Here is a 20,106-nt window from a genome sequence, read left to right as displayed (position 1 = left end):
CAGCCGCTCAGCAGCCGCTCAGCAGGGCACGCACCCGTCGCAGCTCCTCCGGACCGACCGTGCTGTGCCAGCGGCCCGGGTCCGCCGGACGCCGCCCCCACAACAGCAGGACGCGCACCGCGGCGTCGCTCTCGATGGTGGCCGGGCCCTCGGGCGGGGCCAGGGCGATGGACGCGCCGCCGGCGTCCGCGGTCACCAGGACGTCGTCGGTCCCGGGGACGCGCAGGCGGGCCTCGACGCGCCCCCCGAGCCCGAGGTCGAGTCCGGCCATGCCCCGGGCCAGCAGCGGCCGGCCGACTGTTCGGCTGCCGGACGTTCACCTGGCACCCCAGCCTGTGCCCGTCGGCCCTCGTGGTGACCAGACGACAAATGTTGATTCTTAAACTATAGTGGCGGTGCCGCGCCACCCCGCCACCGGCCCTCCCGGGCCGCCCCCCATCTTGCGGAGGAAACCATGGACCAGCTCGTCACCGACAACACCGAGAAGTCGCGCTTCGAGATCCAGGACGGCGGAGAACTCGCCGGCTTCGCCGAGTACCACCGCTCCGACGACGAGATCGCCTTCATCCACACCGAGATCGACCCCCGCTTCGAGGGCCGCGGCCTGGCCGGCCGACTGGCACGCGCGGCACTGGACACGGCCCGCGAGCAGGCACTCGCCGTCCTGCCCTACTGCCCCTTCATCCGCGGCTGGATCACCAAGCACCCCGAGTACACCGACCTGGTCCCCGCCTCCCACCGCGCCCGCTTCGGCCTCTGAGCCGCCCGCCGGCCGGCGGCACGGCGAGAAGCGGGAGACCCCCCGGCCCCGGATTGCCAACTCCCCTGCCGGAGAGGCGGCTTGCCGGACGCGATGACGCCTCGCACAATCACTGTTATGTCCACAACCAACTCGGGAAGTCACTCCGCGCCGCCCCCGGCCCCGGCCCCTGGCAGGCGCGTGCTCCTGATCGGCGCGTCCCGGGGCCTGGGCCTCGCCCTCGCCCAGGAATGGGCGAGAGCCGGCTGGCAGGTCGTGGCCACCGTGCGCGGCTCGGGCCGGACCGGGCTGCACGAGCTCGCCGACGCCCACGCCGGGCAGGTCGAGGTCGAGACCGTCGACATCACCGAGCCCGAGCAGGTCGCGGCGCTGAGCGCTCGCCTGGCCGGCCGGACGTTCGATCTGCTCTTCGTGAACGCCGGCGTCACGAACCAGCCCGAGGGCACGGTGGCGCAGACCTCCACCGAGGAGTTCGTCCGGGTCATGGTCACCAACGCGCTGAGCCCGCTGCGCGTCATCGAGGCCCTCCAGGACCTCGTCGAGCCCGCGGGCACGATCGCGGTGATGTCCTCGGGCCAGGGCAGCGTGGCCAACAACGAGCGCGGCGGCCACGAGGTGTACCGCGGCAGCAAGGCCGCGCTCAACACGTTCATGCGCAGCTACGCGGCGCGGCACAGCGGCGAACCCCGGCCCCTGGTCCTCATGGCCCCCGGCTGGGTGCGCACCGACCTGGGCGGCTCGGACGCCCTGCTCGGCATCGACGAGAGCATCCCGAACGTGGTCAGGACGCTCGACGCCCTCCGGAGCAGCCCGGGCCTGCACTACGTCGACTACCTCGGCCGAACCGTGGCCTGGTGAGCGCGGCGCTCCGGAGCACCACGGCGCGGATGGGCCGCGAGTCCGACCCGACCGTCGAGCCCGCGCAGCAGCCTGCTCCCCTCGCTCAGGAAGGGAGGGACGCGAGCCAGTCGGTCAGGATCCGGTTGACCTCGGTGGGGCGTTCCTGCTGGACCCAGTGCCCGCAGCCGTCGAGGATGTGGCAGGAGAGCAGGCCGGGCAGGGTCGCGGGGTAGGCCGCGATCGCGTCGGCCAGCCAGGTGGTGGAGGCGTCCCGGCTCCCGCCGATGAACAGGGACGGCTGGGTGACGGGGGCGCCGTCGAAGTCGGCGAGGTCCTCCCAGTCCCGGTCCATGTTCCGGTAGCGGCCCAGCGCTCCGCTCATGCCGGTTCGCTCGAACTCTCCGGCGTAGACGTCGAGTTCCTCCGCGCTGAGCCAGCCGGGCCGCCGTCCGACGGGAAATCGGTCGCGAAGTGTCCCGCCACGGCTGACGAAGTGCGGGTCGGGCGCGCCGGCCGCCGGCATGGTGTCGGCGGACAGCGCGGCGTAGAAGCCCGCGAGCCAGCCGCGCACGTCCGGTTCGATCTCGGCCTCGGCCCGACCCGGCTCCTGGAAGTAGGAGACGTAGAACTCCTCGTCGCCGCCCAGTTGCCCGAAGACCTCGCCGGGCCTCGGTCCGCCCCGCGGGAGGTAGGGAACGCTCAGCAGCCCCACGGCGCGGAAGACGTCCGGTCGGATCAGGGCGGAGTCGGCGGCGATGGTCGAGCCCCAGTCGTGGCCGACGATCACCGCGGACCGTTCACCCAGGGCGTGCACCACCGCGACGTTGTCCTCGACCAGGTCGAACATCCGGTACGCGGTCACCTCCTCGGGCCTGGAGGAGCGCCCGTACCCGCGGACATCGATGGCGACCGCGCGGTATCCGGCAGCGGCCAGCACCGGCAGCTGGTGGCGCCAGGAGTACCAGGACTCCGGGAACCCGTGCAGCAGCAGGACCAGCGGCCCGGTGCCCTGCTCCACCAGGTGGATCCGGCCGGCTGGCGAGGGGACCAGCCGGTGGGTGGGGCCCGTGGTCCGCGACGGTGACATGTGTCCTCCTGGGATCTCGATCCGGCATACACCAAGTTCGGTTCGGCAAGCTGCTGTTCGGCGGCACGATGACGATGCGGTGCCGATTCAGGTGCCGACGCAGTGCCGATCATGCTGCGCGCACACCGAGGAGGGCGAGGCTTGTTGCCATTTCGGCAAAGCGGCCCGCGCCCCGCCCGTGGCGATGCTCCGATCGGTCACCCCGATGGCCCACACAGCTACGCCCTCGCGAGCAACGCGCTCAGCCGGCCACCGCGGTCTCCCCCGCACCCGCACGCACCGCCCAGACCGACGCGGTGTGCCGCTGTTTCTCTCCACCCGGGCACTGTCAGGGCATGGGGTTCTCCCGTGACATCGCCGCCGGCTCGTCGACGCCCCCAACCGGCCGGGTCGTCGTGGACGACTACCCGATCATGGGTGCAATCGTTCTCCGAGCCCCTACACCCTGGAGAAGACCCGCTGCGCGCTCCCCCGCGGCTGACCGCCCAGGCTGGCCACCGCCCCCTTTCGTCCCTCCTGCAGATAGATCTCGCAGTCACCCCCGGAGTAGTAGTCCCGCAGCACCACGAAGACCCCCGATCCCGCGTCGTCCACACTCCCGGTCCGCCAACTCCCCTGGTACTCCCCCAACACCGCACCCTGCCCGACGGGATCCTTTGCACAGAAGTACCCGTCGAGCCGCACCTCGCCGAGCCGACCCCCCTCCCGCAGTTCGATCACCTCGTCCCGCGACGCCCAACGCCCCACGTAGTCCTTCGGATCCGGCCCTCCCGACCGGGCCTTCAGATACCCCGCCAGGCCGGCGATCAGCAGGACACCCGCGAGCAGGACGGCGCCCTCCCGGGACTTCAGGTACTTCCATCGACCAGCCACAGCTCCCCCTCGCTCGATGCCGCCGTACTCGAAATCACCGCGGCATCTCAGCCCTTCTCCATGACGAACCCCTTGGTCGCCAGAAGCCACAGGTCCTTCCCGTTGTCCATGGCCGTCAGCCAGATCCTGCAGTTGCCTCCCCCGTCCTTACGGGTCGCCGTCACATACACCCCACGACCGGCGTCATCGAGGTAGGACTCCTTCCAACTCCCCTCCAGTTCCGTCGGCTGCGCCGGATCGGCCGCCGCGCTGTTGCACACGTAGGCCGGCACCTTCGCGGACCCGACCCGTCCGTCCGGGAGGAACTCGAACACCGCCGTTCCACCGCTCCATCGTCCGACCGGGTCGGGCACCTCAGGCCAGGAAGGCCGGAACGTCAGCCACACGACCACGCCCACGCCGAGAACACCGAGAGCCCCACCCAGCACGCCGAAGAAGACGCGCCGTCCCCTCGCCACACGATCCTCCATCGAATACCTGATCGATCACTCTGCATGACATCAAACACCGAGGACAGTAGTGACCGGTGCCCCGTCGCAGCGAACCTTGAGCGCGTCTCACCGATGTTTGACGGACCGCGGGGCCCAGTAGTTCTCGCGACTGGGCCTACCCGTGTGCTTCTGTCGCGCACCTGCCCATTCTTGACGCTTCGGACACTATCCCTCTTGTTGGCATGTACGCGAGAATCACTCGGGTGAACATCATCAGCGAACACTCAACGCCCCGCGGACGAGCCCGCCGACGGGGAGCGAAGATCTCGCTCCTGCTCACCGCCCTTCTCGCCGGCTCCGCCCTCTGCCCGGCGACGGCCTCCGCCGCCGGGCAGGACCCGGAACAGATCTGTGGCCACACGGTCCAGGGCCGCATCCTGGAGAAGTACCGGGAGTACCGAACCACGCTCGGCTGCCCCCGGACCGACGAGCAGACAGCTCCCGACGGGGTGGGCCGGTTCAGTGTCTTCGACGGCGGCTCGATCTACTGGAGCCCCTCCACCGACGCCCACGCCATCTGGGGCCTCATCCGCGACAAGTGGGCCGCCATGGGCTGGGAGAAGGGCTCCCTCGGCTACCCCACCAGCGACGAACTCTCCCTCCCCGACGGCGCCGGGAAGCGCCAGGTGTTCCAGGGCGGCTCGCTCTACTGGCATCCCGCGCGCTCCAACGGCGTCCACCCCGTCTGGGGCCTCATCGGCCAGCGCTGGGGACAGGCGGGCTGGGAAGGCGGGGTGTACGGCTACCCCGTCACCGACGAACTCCAGCAGGAGGGCGTCACCCAGATGTTCGAGCACGGCCCCATCCGGTGGTCGCCGAACGAGACCGCGAACCCGCTGATCCCCCGCGCGAATGCCCAGTTCTTCCAGGGCAGCCCGGCCCCGGGCGATCTGAAGGAGAGCGCCACGCTGCTGCCCAAGGGCCCCGACCGGGGCGTCGTCGTGGTGCGCGGCTACATCGGCGACGACGGCAGCCCGATCAACCACGTCCTGGGCAACCACCGCCTGTGGAGCACCGAACCCGAAGCCAGCTCCAAGGTGGCCATCGCCTGGGACACCGCCACGGGCCAGGTCGGGATCTACGTCGACCAGTCCTGCGTCGGGGATCTGACGTGCCGCAATGCCAAGCCTCTGGTGCGTACCGAGCACGCCAAGGTGGTCCAGGACGACCGGGCCCCGCAGAACGAGTACTGGGCGGAGCCCTACGGTGACGGCGGCATCCGGGTGGACGTGTCAGCGGTCAACTCGTTCGTGGACGTCCCGGGCTCGCAGTACGCGGATCTCGGCCGGATCAACGCGACGTTCCACATCTACCCGCACGGCTACGACGACAAGAACAAGAACTTCACCGGCTTCGACGTCGACACGAACAAGGACAAGTACCCGTCCTGGGAGGTCCTGCGCTACCCGCGCCTGCTGGAGAACTCCGGTTCCCCGCAGGCTCTGTGGCAGGGCGCCGTGTGGCAGGGTTCCATCACGGACCTGAAGGCCCCGCAGCACCTGTGCTACCGGAACGACCCGGACCACGCACCCGTCAACATGACCTGCAACTGATCAACGCGGGAGGCCGGTCCGTCCGGTCTCCCGCTCGGTCCGCCGGCACAATGCACGCCCTGGCGCAGTGGGCGCCGATTCCGGCGCTGCGGAGGTGGCCGGGCGGGGACCGGCAAGCCTCGGTCAGCGCACGATGAAGGCCTCGGTGACGTGCACCGCGGTGCGCCTCCCTCCCGACGGGAAGGAAGGGGCACCGCGCGTCACGGCCGGCCGCTCAGCACCGCATGGCTTCGACCTTCTCCAGGGCGAGTACTTGGAGGCTCCGCGGTACGGCGACCGTGTAGACGGGGTGGCGCACACCGTCGCCCGTGAGAACAGCACCGGGTCTCGCAGGGAAGCACGTCATGCGACTCATTCTCCTCCTACCGTCCAACTCATCGCTGCCAGCGCCGGATTCACGATGACTGTGACCCTACGGTTCGTCGATGCCCTCGACCGCCCCGGGGCTGCCGTAGAGCGGCCGGCCCCCCACTCGTAGGCGGTGACCGTGGTGGCGAGCCGGCGACGAGGTCGGGGTTCGGGCGGACGGCCACCGGGGCGACCGGGTAGCGCAGGAACCAGCCGTCCACCAGCGCGGCCACACCCGGGTGTTGCCGTCCGCCGAGGACGGCATCTTGCCCGTGGTGTGCCAGGTGTGCGAGGAGTTCAGAAGTCTGAACGGCCAGAGCGCCGCCCCGCTCACCGGCGGGCAGGTCGGGGCAGTTCGTCGAGCCAGGCGCCGATGAGGCCCTGGACGGTCTCGGCGCACTCGACCTGCGGGTTGTGGCCGACGCCGTCGAGCACCGTCGCCGCCATCCGGGGGTAGTGGTCGAGCAGGGCGAGTTGGTCGCGCCAGCCCACCAGGGCGTCCTGCCGGGTGGTGACCAGCAGGTGCCGGCCCTGGTGCTCCGGCGCGCGGTGTTCGGGCCAGTGCGGCAGCAGGAAGTCGGCTTCGAGTTCGGCCGCGGCCGCCGGGTCGTGCGCGCGCCATCCCGGCCGGACGTACTGTTCGAAGAGCTTCCAGTTGCGCGCGGTGTGACGGGCCATGACGAGGCCGAAGAGTTCGCGGTCGGCGGGCGGGAGCCGGTCGAGGAGCTCGTCGTCGCGCTCGGCCACGGTCACGCCGGGCAGGGTCCGGTCGGGGCCCCAGTGCACGACCGGTACGAGCAGCGCCGAGCCCAGGACCTGCGCCCCGAACCTCGCCGTCACCGCCCGGGCCAGCTGTCCGCCGAACGACTGCCCGAGCACGGCGAAGGGCTGCTCACCCAGTTCGGCGTGGATCCAGTCGAGGACGGCGTCGGCCAGGGTGGCCGCCGAGGTCGTCCCCGGCAGCCGGGGGCTGGTGCCGTGGCCGGGGAGGTCGAGGTAGAGCCGCCGCCACCCGGGGCGGTCGGCGAAGGCGGGTTCGACGGGGAGCAGGACCCGGTGGTCGACGGTGTAGCCGTGGATCATGACGAGCGGTGTGCCGTCGCCGAATTCGAGGTGCCGGATGGCGGAGTCGGTCATGACGGAAGGGTCCAACCATCACACCAATGGCAAGGTCAAGCCGACCGCCCGGCAGACCGACAGGCCGCCCGCGGCGCGTCCCGACGTCGGCTCACACCTCGGACGCACCCCTCAGGCTCACACCAACAGACACACACCTCGGGCTCACGCCTCAGGCCCGGCTCTTGACCTCGGTGAGGTACTCCCGGATGGCATCACGGTTACGGGTCAGGCACTGGATCCGACGGGTCATCCGCTCCGTCTCGGACTCCAGGGTGCCGATCATCTCCGGTGTGGCGTCGGCGAAGTGGATCGTCCGCGGGCTGTCCAGGCAGGGCAGGATCTGCCTGATGATCCGCGTGGGCAGTCCGGCGTCCAGGAGTCCGCGGATTTGCAGGACCCGGTCGACGAGGTAGTCGTCGTAGGCCCGGTAGCCGTTCGCCTCGCGGTGCGCGGTGATCAGGCCCTGCTGCTCGTAGTAGCGCAGCAGGCGCGGAGGAGTGTCCGTCAGCCGGGCGAGTTCGCCGATACGCATGTGACCACCCTCACGCCCGACCGGTGCCGTTCCGGGCTGGACCTTGACATGGATGTCAAGGATAGACGATCGGGCCCATGCCCGAACTTCACTCCCCCAGCCCCTCGGACCCGCCCACAACCCGGCTGCCCTGGCCGAGCCTGCTGGCCCTGAGCACCGCCGGATTCGTCACCATCATGACCGAGGCCCTGCCCGCCGGCGTGCTGCCCGCGATGAGTGCGGACCTCGGCGTCAGCCAGTCCGGCGCCGGGCAGTCCGTCACGCTCTACGCGGCCGGTTCCATCGCGGCCGCCATACCGCTGACCGCCGTTACCGCCGGCTGGCCGCGCAAGCGCCTGCTGCTGCTGTCCGTCGGCGGCTTCGCCGCGGCCAACGCCGTCACCGCGGTCTCGACGAACTACCCCCTCACCATGGCGGCGCGCTTCGCCGCGGGCCTGGTCGCAGGCCTGCTCTGGGCCCTGCTGGCCGGGTACGCCCGCAGCATCGTCGCGCCGGAGCAGCGCGGCAGGGCGATGGCCGTCGCCATGGGCGGCTCGACGGTCGCCCTGTCGGTGGGCGTGCCCGCCGGCACCCTGGTCGCCGCGCTGGTGGGCTGGCGCACCACCTTCGGACTGATGAGCGCCGTCGCCGTGGCGCTCGCCGTCTGGATGCTCGTCGCGCTCCCGGCCGTCCCGGGGCGGCCCGGCCACGCCCGCACACCCGTCCGGCAGGTGCTGCGCACCCCGGGGGTGGCGGCCGTCCTCACCGTCACGGTGACCTTCGTCCTCGCCCACAACCTGCTCTACACGTACGTCGCGGCGCTGCTCGCACCCCTGGGCCTCGGAGGCCGGACCGACACCGTCCTGCTCGTCCTCGGGCTGTCCTCCCTGGTGAGCATCCTCGGTACCGGGGCGCTGATCGACCGCCACCTGCGCACCCTGACGATCGCCGCCTGCGCCCTCCTCTCCGCCGCGGCCCTGTCCGTCGCCGCCGCCCTGCTCACCGGCACCTCCTGGCCCGTCTACGGCAGCGCCGCGGTCTGGGGTCTCGCCTTCGGTGGCGCCGCCACCCTCCTGCAGACGGCGGTGGCCGACGCGGCCGGGCCGGCCGGGGACATCGCCCAGTCCCTGCTCGTCACGTGCTGGAACCTCGGCATCGCCGGCGCCGCGCTCGCCGGCGGTCTCCTCCTCGACCACGGAGGCCCGAGCACGCTGCCCTGGTCCGCCCTGGCCCTGCTCGCCACCGCCCTGACCGTCACCGTCGCCGCCCACCGCCACGGCTTCCCCCGCCCCACCGGCCGCCCCACCGGCCACCCGAGATCCCCAGTACCGCACTCACGCTGACACCGAACTGCATACACCCACTCCTGGTGACGACCCGAAACGCTCTGTGAGCACGCCGGAAGGCATGCGCGGCGGTGGTGGACTTCGGAAACCCGGCTCCCAGGCGACGCGCACGAGTGCTCCCGCTGCTCCGCCCTGGCTCTGCGCGCCCGCGCGTTTCGCCAGACCGGGCGCACCCCAGCGGTGGCGTCCCGACACCGGGCCTTCGGCCGCCGGGTGTTCAGCCTCCGGGTGTTCGGCCGCCGGGTGTTCGGCCGCCAGCCGCCGAGATCCGGACAACTCGGGCCCGCAGCCGTCCGAATTCGCCGGGATCGTCGGCGGCCGGACGGCGGCTGCTTCTACGCTCGCGTCCACACCGTGGTCCGAGGGGGGACGCCGTGGCCCGTAGGCCCGTACGACGACGCCGGTCCGCTGCCGCCCGCCGCGCGCAACAGGCCCGGGACAACGCGCTGACGCTGGGCATCGCGGCTCTGGTCGCGGTCGCCGTGGTGTCGCTCGTGCTGACGTGGCTGGCCCGCCACCTGCTCCTGGTCGCCGCGCTGCTGGCCACCGGCGTGGCGGTGGGCGCCGTCGTGCTGCGCCTGCGACAGCTGGCCCGGCGGCGGGAGCTGGCTGCGCGCACGGCGCAGCTGCGGCACATCGGCCCGTTCCTGAGCATGACTCCGAAGGCGTTCGAGCACGCGCTGGCGGACCTGTGCAGGCGGGACGGCTGCACGAAGGTGACGGTGGTCGGCGGGGCCGGCGACCTCGCGGCGGACGTCCTGGCCACCACCCCGTCGGGGCAGCGGCTCCTCATCCAGGCCAAACGGTACGGGCCACGGACCTCCGTCGGCTCCCAGGACGTCCAGAAGGTCAACGGCACCTACCGCGACGTCCACCGCTGCGACCTGGCGGCCGTGGTGACGACCAGTTCGTTCACCAAGGCCGCCGCCGCGTTCTGCGCGAACGTCGGCATCCACGCCATCGACCGGCGGGCCCTGGCCCTGTGGGCCGAGGGAACCGGCAAACCCCCCTGGGCCTGACACCTGACCGCCCGGGCCCGCACCGTCGTGGGGCTCGGGCGGCCTCGTCGCGCGCCTGCGCCGTCCTGGCGCGTGTGGGCGTGGGTCAGGTGGTGCAGGTGGGGACGTTGTCGAGCCAGGCCGGGCCCTGGACGTAGATGTTGCTGATCCAGCCGCGGTGGTCCGGCAGGTAGGACCAGGCGTCGTTGACGTAGCCCTCGGCCTCGACCTTCTCGGCGTGCTGCTGGCACTGGATGCGGACCGTCGTGGGGCCGGGCAGGACGGCGACGGGCGGGTTGGCGGTCGACGGGGTGGGGCGGATGTTCACCCCGCTGCTCCAGGTCCGGCGGTCGGCGCCCGCGGGGACGTCCGGCGTGTAGCGCAGGGCGCCGGCGTAGTCGGCGGCCGTGTGGCTGGAGAAGTCGGAGACCATGAGGCGGGTGTCCGATTCGCGGGCCTCGACGATCTTTCCGCCGCCGAGGTAGATCGCCACGTGGTGGACGTGGGACAGGCCCCAGAAGACCAGGTCGCCGGGGCGCAGCACACCCTGGTCGCGGCCGAGTTGCTGTCCGGGCAGGCGGGAGATCTCGGCGGCGTCCTGCTGCCCGACGACGTCGCTGCCGACGGCCTGGGACCAGGCCCAGCGGACGAAGCCGGAGCAGTCGAAACCGACCCGGAAGGGGTCGTTCCCGGAGCGCTCGGGGTCGCTGGGGTCGACCTGGCCGTACGTCGCGCCGGGGGTGGTGCCGTGCCCGCCGCCCCAGGTGTACCAGGTACCGGCGGCGACCTGGCCGCAGGCGGCGGCGATGGCCCGGCCGGCGGCCTCCGATATCGGGGCGCCCTGCGCGGCACACGCGCCGTCGGCCGGCCCGGACGTGGCGTCGGCGCGAGCCGGGGGCGTCACCGCCGCCAGCAGGGCGACCACCAGGCAGACCAGCAGACTGGCCAGAGCGATACCACGAGTGTTCGTTCTCAACGGAGGTCCTCTTTCACCGAGCCGGGACGAAGCTGAACGGAGCGGAACGGAACGGAGCGGAACGAAACGGGTTACGGGACTGACCATCCTCCTGCGGAAGCCCGGCATCAACGCCCCTGCCGAATCGGACAGTTGACGAAACACCGTCGCCCCGCCCCCAGACGGGCCCCTCGCTTGTCGGGGCAGAGGGCGTCCTGATACGCCACCTGTGAACGTTCACCGCGCGCCGGTACCGTCCTTGTAACAGCGCGGTCCTGCGGGGCCGGTGTGGCCGCGATCTCGGGAGAGCAGCCGCGCTTGAGGAGCACCACACACATGATGAGGACCTTCACCAAGACGTTCGCGGACCCCCGCACCCAGCAGCGCTCCCTGGCCCACCACCGCTGGATCGCCCGCACCAACCCCGACGTACGCATCCCCCACGTCGTCCACGTCCACCCCACCGCGATCGACTACGAGCACCTCGACGGCCACCACGGCACCCCCGACGACCTGCTGACCCTGGCCGACCTCCTCGGCCACCAGCACACCATCGCCCACACCCGCGACCTGCACGCCGCCCGCCTGAACACACCCCACACCAGCACCGACGACACCAAGGCCGACCGCACCGGCCACGACCACACCAGCGGCGCCGTCACGACCGCCGACGTCACGACCGCCGACGTCACGACCGCCGACGTCACGATCGACGACTTCGCCGACAGCCGCCGCGAGCGCCTCCACCGGCTTCTGGCCACCGGCACCGTACCGTCCCCGCTCCTGACCCCCGGCGCGATCGACGACTGGCTGGAGCAGGCCGCCACCATGCCCGCCGCCTTCTACAAGGACGCCAACCCGCGCAACTTCCTCATCACCGACACCACCGTCGCCGTCGTCGACTTCGACTCCCTCACCCTCGCTCCCTTCGGCTACGACCTCGCCAAGATCATCGTCACCATCTCCATGACCGTCGGCCCCCTGCCCGAGGACACCATCCGTCGGGCCGTAGCCGCCTACAACCGCCATCCCGAGCAGCGCGGTCTTCCCGGATGCTCCTGGCGCGAGTTCGCCGCATGGTGCGAGTTCCACCACATCCTCACCACGCCCCACCACGGCACCAACGGCTACCGGTACAGCTGGCACGCGATCAGGCCGGCCTGGACCACCGACATCCTTCGGAACTCCGACAACAAGTGAACACCGTGACGAACAGCAGCATGACGCCCTATTCGGTCTATCAACTGACAATGTGACACATCTGCGTGGTGATCCGATTTCAGACGGTGATCGACACGTTCTCGACAGTCCCACCGATCCACTCATCGCGCACGGGCCCTTGCCGCCACGCTGTACCCGCCGCCACCCCTACGGGTGCGCGAGATCAGGAGGGGACATGGCGAGGGGCACCGCCCACCAGGTCGAACTGCTACGCGCAGAAGTCGGGACGGCCCTTCAGGCCGGCCTGGAGGAGATCCGCAACCACACCGACAGCCTCCGGGCCGAACTCACCGCGACGCTGGCGGCCGGCCTGAGCGAACACCGCGACGAGTTCCTCGAGGCGATCGCCAAAGAACAGCAGGAGGCCAGCCGCGCCCACCAGGACAACCGCAGCCTCCACCGCCAGTTGGGCAACCTGCGCAACGAACTCAGCGCTCGGCAGAACAGTGGCCGCGCCCCCCTGGACGGCGGCCCCGCCGAGGCGCCTCGGCCCGCCGTCGACTCCCCCGAGGCCGTGGGCCAGCCCGCGGCAGCCGCTCCGGAGATCGAGGGCCCGGACGAAGCCGCTCACCCGCCCGGCGGTGATGCCGGCAGCAGCAACTCCCCCGGTACCAACGAGCTCCCCGACGCCGAGCCCCCAGCATCCGGGCAGGCCGCGCAGCGGGCCACCGAGCAGGCATCCCCCTCCGTGGCCGGCGAGGCCGCGGAATCCGACAGCGAGGAGACAACCGTGTCCGAGACCACCCTTGCCGACGACGCGCCGACCGCCCCGCACGTCCTCTCCGAGGACCAGCTCAGCCAGATCGCGGCCGAGGTCGCCGCCCGACTCGCAGACCTGTTCCGTCCCTCCGACCCCACAGAACAGGACACGAAGGTCGATCTGGAGGGCATGGAAGCAGTCGCGCCGGACCAAGCCGTCATCGACGACCTCCCGAGCGGCCGCGCCGGCGACGTGTCCGGTCTCATCCCGGAGCCCTTCGTCTGGGAGAACCACGTCAACACCCTCCTCAAGGCCGCAGCCGTGAAGACCGTCGCGATCTCCTGCCACCCCGAGACCTGGGACTTCCTGGCCGCCCAGGCCGAGGGCGCCGACCACTTCTCGAAGCCGGTCAACGACGGCAACGAGGACACGATCCTGTCCGGCCCCAGCACCATCGCCCTCCTCAACGCCCTCCGGGAAACCGCCTACAACGGAGTCGGCAGCGGCAACGGCAACGGCACCAGCATCGGAACGTGGGCCCTCGCCGTCACCAGCTACGAGCGCATCGCCGCCGTCATCAACAGCACCCGCCCCGCCGACGAGCAGGCCGGCAACGACCGCCTGCACCAGCCGCACATCGTCCTCGACGACCGCAGCACCGACAACTCGTCCCCCACCGGCTGACCCGCCGACACAGCCGGGGCCTCGACCTCAGCGGACGGCACCCAGGATCGATTCCGCTGGCCGACGACGCTCGGCAACAAGACAGCAGGTCACGGGCTCACCGGGATCAACAGCCGAACGAGTGGCAGAACGTCACCAACCGCCTGCCCGACGCCTGGCACCGGCCGCACCGATAGCCTGCACGAATGAAGCGGATTCAGCGGACTGCTGGCGTGGTGGTCGGCTCGGCTGTGGGTGACGCGCTTGGGGCCCCTTTTGAGTTCGGCCCCCAAGGAGCGTTCTCCGCGCGGTTCCCCCTCCCCGGTGCCGGTGCTGAGATGTGCGGAGGTGGCGGCTGGGATCCGGGCGAGGCCACGGACGACACGCAGATGGCCGTGATGGTGGCGGAGTCACTGGTCCAGCGGGGAGGGCTGGACCTGCCGGACATCTTCGACCGCTTCCAGCGGTGGGCGGCATCCGAACCCAAGGACATCGGCTTGCAGACCGAGGACGTCCTCACCAACGGCATGCCCTGGGATCTGGCCGCCGCGATCCACTTCCAGGTCAACCTGCGGGCAGCAGGTAATGGCTCGTTGATGCGGGCATCGACATCCGCGGTCCACTTCGCACGTGCGGGACAGGCCGCCACCATGGATGCCGCTCGGCGCATCGCCGCCCTCACCCACGGCGACCGCGCCGCCTGGGAAGGCACCGCGATCTTCCACGAACTCATACGCGTCACGCTGGAAGACAACGACGCCCTCCGCGCGCTCCCTGACGTTCTGGCGCTCATCCATCCCGATCACCGCTCGCGGTACGCGACGGTCCTCGATCCCGACTGGCACCCGGACCAGGCAACCGAGTTCAACGGCGCCGTCTGGCCCTGCCTGGGGTCAGCGGTCTGGGCTCTGCGCACCACGACGAGCTTCGAGGGCGCGCTGCGCGCGGCCGTCGACCTGGGCGGCGACACGGACACCGTCGCCGCGGTCACCGGCGGGCTTGCGGGTGCCCGTTACGGACTGGACGCGATCCCCTCCCGGTGGACCGAGCCGCTGCACATCCCGCTACCGGGTTCCGGCGGACGGGTCCTGCAACTGTCCGATCTCCTTGATCTGGTGGACGGCCTCGGGGGCTGACCTCGCCCGAGAACCCGCGGCGCGCCACCGACCGGGTATGACGACAGGACCGCGACCGGTCCGGCGAAGGCTCGCTGCGCACCAGGGCGCGCGGGGCGTTGTCATAGGGGCTTGGCAGGATGCTCCCATGCTCGCCATCCGTCCTGACCAACACCGCGACGACCGGTCCGGTCCTCCCGACCTCCGGGGTGACTTCGAGGTGCACCTGACCGTGGAGCCCGGCGCCGCCGAGGCGCTGGCCGGGTGGGCCGACGGTCACGGCCTGAAGTTCACCCACATCCTGCTGGCGCGCGGTGCGGCGCCCTCGCAGCCGATGCTCACCCTGCGCGCCAACGGCTCGTTGGACGAGGTCGCTGCGGCGACGTCCCACACCACGGGCCGGCTGGTTCGGGCCGGGTTCACGGTCCTGCGGACGAAGATCGAGGCCACGCCGTGGGCGGAGGGCGTTCCGGTCTCGGACGAGGACGCCGTACCGCACGGGGCGCGCCGGTACTTCGAGCACCACGTCAAGCTGCTGCTTCCGGGCCCGCTTCCCACGGCCGGCCTCGCCGACCCCGCCCGCCTCGCGGACCTCGCCGAGTTGGCCGTCCGCCACGGTGCGCACCTGTCGCACAACCCGCGCCGGATACGCGACGACGGCCGGCGCGAGTGGTTCGTGACCCAGCGGTGCCGCCTGGTCGGCCTGAGCACCGCGGGCCGTCGGCTGGAGGCGCTGCTCCGGGGCCTTGCCGCCGACGGTCGCGAGGTGGTGTCGGTGGAGCGCGAGTTCGTCGCCGTGGACAGCGCCGAGGCCCTGGACGAGGGATGGATCAGCGAGCACGAGCAGAAGCACGAACGCGAACACGAACAGAGGCACGAGCACGAGCACGAGCACCGTGCCGGACCGTACGGAGAGGGAGACCCGCGATGACCGAAGACCAGCCCCAGTCACCAGTGGCCTGGGAGGAACTGACATACGGGCCGTGGCAGGGCGTCCTGCTTCCCCGGCAGCCACCGCCGGAGGACGTCCGCGAGGACCGGGGCCTGCCCAGGAGCGTCCGGCCAATCGACGACGAGGCGGTGAGCCAGCAGCCGGTCTTCGACCCCGCCCTCGCCGGGTACACCCGGGCCCTGCGGCCCAGTGAACCCGCCTTCACCGACCCTCAGCTCGCCCAACCGTGGCTCGCCGCGCGGCGAGAGGCGCTCAACACCGTGCTGTCCGCCGTCGCCGGCTCGCAGTGGGCCGAGCATCTGGTCCTGCGCGGGAGCGTCCTGCTGCGGGCCTGGTACGGCGAGCAGGCGCGGGAGCCGGGAGACCTTGACTTCGTGGTCCGTCCGACGGACTGGCAGCTGGAGGACGAGCGCACGGACCGCATGTTCGAGGAGCTCGCCGCCGACGCCGAACGGCTCTCGGGCGCGGTGCGGCTGCACGCGGACCAGGCGGTCAGCGACGAGATCTGGACGTACAGCAGGATTCCCGGGCGCCGGCTCGTCCTGCCGTGGTCGGCACCCGGCGTCCCGGGCGGGACCGTCCAGTTGGACTTCGTCTTCACCGAACACCTGCCCGTCCCACCGGAGTCCTACCAGCTCCCCGGCGTCACGGGCCGGTTGTTCGCCGCCACGCCAGAGCTCTCCCTCGCGTGGAAGATCCTCTGGCTGGCCTCGGACGACCACCCCCAGGGCAAGGACCTCTACGACGCGATCCTGCTCTCGCGCACCGCCGAGGTGCCCTACGACCTGCTGCGGCAGGTCTTCACCCAGTCCGACGAGACCTGGTCGCGCTGCCCGCTCCTCCCGGAGCAGATCGCCGAACTCTACGCCGACTGGGACGAATTCGCCAAGGACTACCCGCAGTTCGCCGGACCCGTGGAGGAGTACCCGGCGCAGTTGCTCGCCGGGCTCCACGCGACCTTCGCCGACCACGGCGAGTACGCACTGCGCGCCCAGTGGCTGGCCCCGCTGATCGAGGAACTGCGGGAGGTGCTGGCGCGCGAGGGCATGGACGAGGTCCAGCAACGGATGTCCCGGCGGTACATGGCCCCGGACGACTCCCTGGTGATCATCCGCGAACTGCTCGGCGGCGGCCTCGGGGGCAACCTCGGCGGCAACCTCGAAGACGCCCGCCGCGCCGTCGCCGCCCGCCTCGGCGACGAACCGGACCGGATGACCCGCATGCTGGCGGAGGCCGCCGCCCGCTACGCCGCCGAGCTCGCCGACGACCAACCGGCGGACGGCACCCACAACTGACACCGACCCGGGCAGTACCCGGCGCCGGAAACCGACCCGGGCAGTACCCGGCGCCGGAAGAGGAACCCGACCACCGAAAACCCAACTCGCCGACCGACCGTGGCCCGGTCGGTCGGTCAGTCAGTCGGTCAGTCGGTCAGTCGGTCAGTCAGTCAGTCGGCCAATCGGCGAGCCGGGGAACGGGAGGTTCAACGCGCCAGCAGCTCCCGGATCGCCTCCGCGATCTCGTCGGGCGCCTCCTCGGCCATGAAGTGCCCCGCTCGGGTCAGCCGGTGGTCGAGGTCCGGCGCCCACGCCTTCCACACCGCGGCCGCGTCGTAGCCCAGCTGCGCGCCCCAGTCCTGCTGGACGACCGTCACGGGCATGGCCAGCTGCGACCCCGCGTCCAGGTCCGCTCGGTCGTGCGTGACGTCGATGCCCGCCGAGGCCCGGTAGTCCGCGACGATCGACGTCACCGCCGCCGCGCTCGCCCGCAGGTACTCGGCACGGACATCCTCGGGAACGGCGGTCGCGTCATTGGCCCAGGAGTCGAGGAACGAGCCGAAGAACGCGTCCGCGCTGTTGGCGATCATCGCCTCCGGCAGGCCCGGCGGCTGCGCCATCAGGAAGAGGTGGTAGCCGACCGCCGCCGGGACGCCGTGCAGGACGTTCCACATGTCGAGGGTCGGCACGACGTCGAGGATGCCCAGGTGCGTGACGGTCTCAGGGTGGTCCAGCCCCGCCCGGAAGGCGACCAGGGCGCCCCGGTCGTGGCCGACGAGGGCGAAGCGCTCGTGGCCGAGGGCGGCCGCCAAGTTCACGACGTCGGCGGCCATGGTGCGCTTGGCGTACACCTCGGGGTCGGTGGCCGTCGGCTTGTCGCTGGCGCCGTAGCCCCGCAGGTCAGGGCAGATCACCGTGTGTTCGTCGGCGAGCCGCTCGGCAACGTGCCGCCACATCAGGTGGGTCTGGGGGAAACCGTGCAACAGCACGACGGGGCTGCCGCTGCCGCCGACGGCGGCAGCCAGCTCCACCCCGTCCGCGCCGGGCAGGCGGACGTGATCGAAGCCGGGAATGGTGAGCGTCATGAAGGGCCGTCCTTGTCGGTCGGGGGGCTGACCGGACCAGCCTGGGCGACGGCGATCAGCAACGGATCAGTACCGGTCGCCAGTACGTGCCGGTCACTACGGACCGGTCACTACGGACCGGTCACTACAGACCGGTCGCTACGGCCCGGTCGCTACGGCCCGATCAGCAGCCGATCAGTTCGGTCAAGCGCAGCCGACCCCCGGCACGGAGGATGGGGGCATGCGAATCGACGTGCTCGGTGCCGTGCGGGCCCTCCGCGACGACGGCAGCCCGATCGACCTGGGCGGCCCCCGCCATCGTGAGGTGCTCGCCCGGCTCGTCGCCGCCGAGGGGCGGATGGTCACCACCGACACCCTCGTCGACGACCTGTGGACCGATCCACCGGCCCGCGCCGTGGGCGCTCTGCGTACGTTCGTCGCCGCGCTGCGCCGTGCCCTCGAACCCGACCGGCCGCCGCGCGATCCGCCGCGCGTCATCGTCACCGAAGGGCCCGGCTACGCGTTGCGCCTGCCGCGCGAGGACGTGGACGTCCACCGGTTCCAGGACACCCTGGCCCGCGCCCGGCGCGGCCCCGGCACAGTGCCCGGCCCCGACACAGCTACCGGCCCCGACACGGTGGCCGACCTCAGCGCGGCGCTCAAGGACTGGCGCGGACCCGCGTACGCCGATGTGACCGGCGCCGCATGGGCGCAGCGCGAGCGCACCCAGCTGGAGGAATTGCGGCTGGAGGGGGTGGAACTGCGCGCCCGCCTCCTTCTCGACTCCGGTGAAGGGGCCGGTCTCGTCGCCGAACTGGGCGCCCACGTCGCCGAACAGCCGTGGCGCGAGCCGGCCTGGGGGCTGCTGGCCCGCGCGCTGTACCGCGCGGGCCGCCAGGCCGACGCGCTGGCCACCCTCCGCCGAGCCCGCGCGATGCTCGTCGATCAACTCGGACTCGACCCTGGCGCCGAACTCCGGCGTCTGGAGACGGACATCCTCAACGGGGCCGCTCCCCTCGAAGGCGCCCGTACCGGGTGGAGCGGCCCCGGCGTCCGACTCGGCCCGCGCACCACCGTGGATCTGGCCCGCACCCTCGCACTGGCGGGTGGCGACGCCCTCGTCCACTCGCGACGCGACCGCCTCGCCGCCGTCCAGGCCGCGGAACGCACGGGAGACCTCCTCCTGACCGCCCGGATCATCGGCGCCTACGACGTGCCCGCCGTCTGGAGCCGGGCCGACGACCCCGAGCAGTCCCGCGCGGTCGTCGCGGCTGCCGAACGCACGCTCACCGCGCTCGGCCCCGACGGCCCCGCCGACTTGTCGGCCCGCCTCCTGGCCACGGTCGCCGTCGAGAGCCGCAGCGCCGACCTGTCCGCGGCCGAGTTGGGCCGCGCCCAGCAGGCGGCACAACAGGCGGAGGCGCTGGCGCGGGGCCTGGCCGATCCCGCCCTGCTGGTCTTCGCCCTCAACGGGGTGTTCCTGCAGTCCTTCACCCGCCCCGGCCTCGCGGCGGTACGGGACGGGATCGGCGCCGAGATCCTCGACCTGGCCGCCCGGCACGAGCTGCCGAACTTCGCCGTACTCGGCCGACTCGTCCGCCTCCAGTCCGCCTCGGCCCTCGGAGACCTCGACGCCGCGGCCTCGCACGCCGAAGCTGCCAACCGACTCGCCGCCACCACCGAGGCGCCCCTCGTCCCCGTCCTCACCGGGTGGTTCCGGGCCCGGGCCACGGCCGCCCGCAGCACCGAACCCGGCGGGCCGACCGCCGCCACGGCCGCAGCGCACTACCGGGCCGCCGAGAACGCCCTCCAGCGGGCCGGAATGCCGGGGCTGCACCGCGGCCTGTTCGCGCTCGCCCTCCTCGGGCTGCGCCTGCTGCACGACCGGCCCGCGCCCACCGACCCGCACCTCGACTGGGGCCCGTACCGGGCTTGGGCGCGTCCCCTCGTGCTGCTCGCCCAGGACCGGGTCGAGGAGGCCCGTGCCGCGCTCGCCGCGGTGCCCGAGCCCGCGCGCGACCACATGCAGGAGGCCATGTGGTGCCTGACCGCCCGCGCCGCCGTTCGCCTCGGCGAGCCCGGTATCGCCGCACGCGCCGGGGCTTCCCTGCGCGGTGCCCGTGCGGAGCATGCCGGCGCCGCCAGTGGAATGCTGACGCTGGGCCCGGTGGCGCGGTACCTGGCGGAGGCGGAGGCTTGCGCCGGAGCGGGGTAGGCGATGCTGCCCGGGTAC

General features: G+C 71.9%; 19 protein-coding genes. 11 read left to right on the top strand and 8 right to left on the bottom strand.

Features of this window, described 5'->3' with window-relative positions; translation table 11 throughout:
- Window positions 1-7 precede the first annotated feature (7 nt).
- Window positions 8-271, bottom strand: a complete 264-nt coding sequence (locus ACIO9K_RS21175) for a hypothetical protein (protein ID WP_400331902.1) — start codon at window positions 269-271, stop codon at window positions 8-10.
- 183 nt (window positions 272-454) lie between these two features.
- Here ACIO9K_RS21175 and ACIO9K_RS21170 point away from each other — a divergent pair, with 183 nt between their 5' ends.
- On the top strand, window positions 455-760 hold the full coding sequence (locus ACIO9K_RS21170) for a GNAT family N-acetyltransferase (RefSeq protein ID WP_350878943.1): 306 nt from the start codon (window positions 455-457) through the stop codon (window positions 758-760).
- Between the two features lie 117 nt (window positions 761-877).
- A complete protein-coding gene (locus ACIO9K_RS21165; protein WP_400331899.1) occupies window positions 878-1,618 on the top strand; it encodes an SDR family oxidoreductase in 741 nt (246 codons plus the stop codon).
- 85 nt (window positions 1,619-1,703) lie between these two features.
- Here ACIO9K_RS21165 and ACIO9K_RS21160 read toward each other — a convergent pair whose 3' ends face one another.
- The 3 genes from ACIO9K_RS21160 to ACIO9K_RS21150 form a co-directional block, all read right to left on the bottom strand.
- Complete coding sequence (locus ACIO9K_RS21160) at window positions 1,704-2,687, bottom strand: alpha/beta fold hydrolase (RefSeq protein ID WP_400331896.1); 984 nt, start codon at window positions 2,685-2,687, stop codon at window positions 1,704-1,706.
- A gap of 438 nt (window positions 2,688-3,125) precedes the next feature.
- Window positions 3,126-3,560, bottom strand: coding sequence for a hypothetical protein (locus tag ACIO9K_RS21155; protein ID WP_363622630.1), 435 nt, complete (start codon window positions 3,558-3,560; stop codon window positions 3,126-3,128).
- A gap of 47 nt (window positions 3,561-3,607) precedes the next feature.
- Complete coding sequence (locus ACIO9K_RS21150; protein ID WP_363622628.1) at window positions 3,608-4,030, bottom strand: hypothetical protein; 423 nt, start codon at window positions 4,028-4,030, stop codon at window positions 3,608-3,610.
- A 224-nt stretch (window positions 4,031-4,254) separates the two neighbouring features.
- Here ACIO9K_RS21150 and ACIO9K_RS21145 point away from each other — a divergent pair, with 224 nt between their 5' ends.
- A complete protein-coding gene (locus tag ACIO9K_RS21145; RefSeq protein ID WP_400331893.1) occupies window positions 4,255-5,604 on the top strand; it encodes an LGFP repeat-containing protein in 1,350 nt (449 codons plus the stop codon).
- Window positions 5,605-6,282: 678 nt separating this feature from the next.
- On the opposite strand, the gene ACIO9K_RS21140 is transcribed toward ACIO9K_RS21145, so the two are convergent.
- Both ACIO9K_RS21140 and ACIO9K_RS21135 read right to left on the bottom strand, forming a co-directional pair.
- Window positions 6,283-7,089: an alpha/beta fold hydrolase gene (locus ACIO9K_RS21140; RefSeq protein WP_400331890.1), complete on the bottom strand. Its 807-nt coding sequence runs from the start codon at window positions 7,087-7,089 to the stop codon at window positions 6,283-6,285.
- Window positions 7,090-7,240: 151 nt separating this feature from the next.
- The gene (locus ACIO9K_RS21135) at window positions 7,241-7,603 is read right to left on the bottom strand and encodes a MerR family transcriptional regulator (RefSeq protein ID WP_363584314.1); all 363 of its coding nucleotides are present in this window, start codon (window positions 7,601-7,603) and stop codon (window positions 7,241-7,243) included.
- 77 nt (window positions 7,604-7,680) lie between these two features.
- On the opposite strand from ACIO9K_RS21135, the gene ACIO9K_RS21130 reads away from it, so the two are divergent.
- Window positions 7,681-8,925: an MFS transporter gene (locus ACIO9K_RS21130; RefSeq protein WP_400331887.1), complete on the top strand. Its 1,245-nt coding sequence runs from the start codon at window positions 7,681-7,683 to the stop codon at window positions 8,923-8,925.
- A 377-nt stretch (window positions 8,926-9,302) separates the two neighbouring features.
- Complete coding sequence (locus ACIO9K_RS21125; RefSeq protein WP_400331884.1) at window positions 9,303-9,947, top strand: restriction endonuclease; 645 nt, start codon at window positions 9,303-9,305, stop codon at window positions 9,945-9,947.
- Between the two features lie 85 nt (window positions 9,948-10,032).
- On the opposite strand, the gene ACIO9K_RS21120 is transcribed toward ACIO9K_RS21125, so the two are convergent.
- Window positions 10,033-10,902 (bottom strand): C40 family peptidase, encoded by an 870-nt coding sequence (locus ACIO9K_RS21120; RefSeq protein ID WP_400331881.1) that lies wholly within the window; start codon window positions 10,900-10,902, stop codon window positions 10,033-10,035.
- Between the two features lie 315 nt (window positions 10,903-11,217).
- Between ACIO9K_RS21120 and ACIO9K_RS21115 the strand changes: the two genes are divergently transcribed.
- The 5 genes from ACIO9K_RS21115 to ACIO9K_RS21095 all read left to right on the top strand — a co-directional run bounded on the left by ACIO9K_RS21115 (window position 11,218) and on the right by ACIO9K_RS21095 (window position 16,827).
- Window positions 11,218-12,081, top strand: coding sequence for a phosphotransferase (locus ACIO9K_RS21115; RefSeq protein WP_400331878.1), 864 nt, complete (start codon window positions 11,218-11,220; stop codon window positions 12,079-12,081).
- 196 nt (window positions 12,082-12,277) lie between these two features.
- Entirely contained in the window at window positions 12,278-13,486 is a 1,209-nt protein-coding gene (locus tag ACIO9K_RS21110; RefSeq protein WP_400331875.1) for a hypothetical protein, read from the top strand.
- Between the two features lie 185 nt (window positions 13,487-13,671).
- On the top strand, window positions 13,672-14,601 hold the full coding sequence (locus ACIO9K_RS21105) for an ADP-ribosylglycohydrolase family protein (protein WP_400331872.1): 930 nt from the start codon (window positions 13,672-13,674) through the stop codon (window positions 14,599-14,601).
- 127 nt (window positions 14,602-14,728) lie between these two features.
- On the top strand, window positions 14,729-15,511 hold the full coding sequence (locus ACIO9K_RS21100; RefSeq protein WP_400331869.1) for a hypothetical protein: 783 nt from the start codon (window positions 14,729-14,731) through the stop codon (window positions 15,509-15,511).
- A complete protein-coding gene (locus tag ACIO9K_RS21095) occupies window positions 15,508-16,827 on the top strand; it encodes a nucleotidyl transferase AbiEii/AbiGii toxin family protein (protein ID WP_400331866.1) in 1,320 nt (439 codons plus the stop codon). The genes ACIO9K_RS21100 and ACIO9K_RS21095 overlap by 4 nt, the downstream gene beginning before the upstream one ends.
- Before the next feature lie 188 nt (window positions 16,828-17,015).
- On the opposite strand, the gene ACIO9K_RS21090 is transcribed toward ACIO9K_RS21095, so the two are convergent.
- Window positions 17,016-17,894, bottom strand: coding sequence for an alpha/beta hydrolase (locus ACIO9K_RS21090; protein ID WP_363622605.1), 879 nt, complete (start codon window positions 17,892-17,894; stop codon window positions 17,016-17,018).
- Window positions 17,895-18,114: 220 nt separating this feature from the next.
- Here ACIO9K_RS21090 and ACIO9K_RS21085 point away from each other — a divergent pair, with 220 nt between their 5' ends.
- Window positions 18,115-20,088 carry a BTAD domain-containing putative transcriptional regulator gene (locus tag ACIO9K_RS21085; RefSeq protein WP_400331863.1) on the top strand — a complete coding sequence of 658 codons (1,974 nt, stop codon included), beginning with the start codon at window positions 18,115-18,117 and terminating at the stop codon, window positions 20,086-20,088.
- Window positions 20,089-20,106 lie beyond the last annotated feature (18 nt).

Source organism: Kitasatospora sp. NPDC087271, assembly GCF_044744605.1.
In the GTDB taxonomy this organism is placed as follows: domain Bacteria; phylum Actinomycetota; class Actinomycetes; order Streptomycetales; family Streptomycetaceae; genus Kitasatospora.
Note: the sequence above shows the minus strand (reverse complement) of the source record. Positions and strands in the feature narration are given on the sequence as shown.

What these genes read in the sequence shown, in the direction of transcription:
- ACIO9K_RS21175 (WP_400331902.1), bottom strand. Translation starts at nt 271, where the DNA reads ATGGCCGGACTCGACCTCGGGCTCGGGGGGCGCGTCGAGGCCCGCCTG.
- ACIO9K_RS21170 (WP_350878943.1), top strand. Translation starts at nt 455, where the DNA reads ATGGACCAGCTCGTCACCGACAACACCGAGAAGTCGCGCTTCGAGATC.
- ACIO9K_RS21165 (WP_400331899.1), top strand. Translation starts at nt 878, where the DNA reads ATGTCCACAACCAACTCGGGAAGTCACTCCGCGCCGCCCCCGGCCCCG.
- ACIO9K_RS21160 (WP_400331896.1), bottom strand. Translation starts at nt 2,687, where the DNA reads ATGTCACCGTCGCGGACCACGGGCCCCACCCACCGGCTGGTCCCCTCG.
- ACIO9K_RS21150 (WP_363622628.1), bottom strand. Translation starts at nt 4,030, where the DNA reads ATGGAGGATCGTGTGGCGAGGGGACGGCGCGTCTTCTTCGGCGTGCTG.
- ACIO9K_RS21140 (WP_400331890.1), bottom strand. Translation starts at nt 7,089, where the DNA reads ATGACCGACTCCGCCATCCGGCACCTCGAATTCGGCGACGGCACACCG.
- ACIO9K_RS21135 (WP_363584314.1), bottom strand. Translation starts at nt 7,603, where the DNA reads ATGCGTATCGGCGAACTCGCCCGGCTGACGGACACTCCTCCGCGCCTG.
- ACIO9K_RS21130 (WP_400331887.1), top strand. Translation starts at nt 7,681, where the DNA reads ATGCCCGAACTTCACTCCCCCAGCCCCTCGGACCCGCCCACAACCCGG.
- ACIO9K_RS21115 (WP_400331878.1), top strand. Translation starts at nt 11,218, where the DNA reads ATGATGAGGACCTTCACCAAGACGTTCGCGGACCCCCGCACCCAGCAG.
- ACIO9K_RS21110 (WP_400331875.1), top strand. Translation starts at nt 12,278, where the DNA reads ATGGCGAGGGGCACCGCCCACCAGGTCGAACTGCTACGCGCAGAAGTC.
- ACIO9K_RS21105 (WP_400331872.1), top strand. Translation starts at nt 13,672, where the DNA reads ATGAAGCGGATTCAGCGGACTGCTGGCGTGGTGGTCGGCTCGGCTGTG.
- ACIO9K_RS21100 (WP_400331869.1), top strand. Translation starts at nt 14,729, where the DNA reads ATGCTCGCCATCCGTCCTGACCAACACCGCGACGACCGGTCCGGTCCT.
- ACIO9K_RS21095 (WP_400331866.1), top strand. Translation starts at nt 15,508, where the DNA reads ATGACCGAAGACCAGCCCCAGTCACCAGTGGCCTGGGAGGAACTGACA.
- ACIO9K_RS21090 (WP_363622605.1), bottom strand. Translation starts at nt 17,894, where the DNA reads ATGACGCTCACCATTCCCGGCTTCGATCACGTCCGCCTGCCCGGCGCG.
- ACIO9K_RS21085 (WP_400331863.1), top strand. Translation starts at nt 18,115, where the DNA reads ATGCGAATCGACGTGCTCGGTGCCGTGCGGGCCCTCCGCGACGACGGC.